The organism is Actinoplanes awajinensis subsp. mycoplanecinus (assembly GCF_001509495.1).
Classification (GTDB): domain Bacteria; phylum Actinomycetota; class Actinomycetes; order Mycobacteriales; family Micromonosporaceae; genus Actinoplanes; species Actinoplanes palleronii.
Genome location: NZ_LLZH01000144.1, coordinates 1 through 521 on the forward strand (window position 1 = coordinate 1; position 521 = coordinate 521).

The 521-nt window shown below is 67.9% G+C and carries 1 protein-coding gene; it reads left to right on the forward strand.

Going from position 1 to position 521, the window contains the following annotated elements:
• The coding region (locus ADL15_RS54230; RefSeq protein WP_067691834.1) for a hypothetical protein at nucleotides 1-394 on the forward strand (394 nt) is incomplete at its 5' end.
• Nucleotides 395-521 lie beyond the last annotated feature (127 nt).

Below are 521 nucleotides of genomic sequence, written 5' to 3' on the forward strand. Positions count from 1 at the left end.
CATGGCCCGCAACACGCACCTGCCCGCACCGCAGCCGACCCGTCCGGTTGTCCACTACTACCCGGACCCGGCGATGGTCGCCGACCTGGAGCGGCTCAACGCAACCGAGCTGGCCGCTCGCCGGGCGCAGGAACGGCTGCTGTACGGGCGCTGGAAGGTCCGCCAGGCCGCGATCCGGGAGCGTGACCGCAAGGTCCGTCAGTTCTGGTTCGGCTTCGGCGGTGTCCTGGCCCTGGTCGTGCTGGCCGTCTTCGCGTTCGCCGCGTGGATGGTGTGGACCTGGCTGGCCGCGCTCGGTGCCGGTGTCCTCGCGATCCCGGCGATCGTGGTGTTCCTCGCGGTCACCGCGATCGGTGGTCATCGCTGCGTCACTGTCGTGCAGCACTGGCACTGACCAGCACCACCACAACTTCACATTTCAAGCGGACGACACCAGGTGCAACAGCCGTGGAAAGCAAGCCCCGGTGCCGCCGCCCCTAACCACCAAACCCACTTCCGACGGAAGGAGTCGGCACGATGAA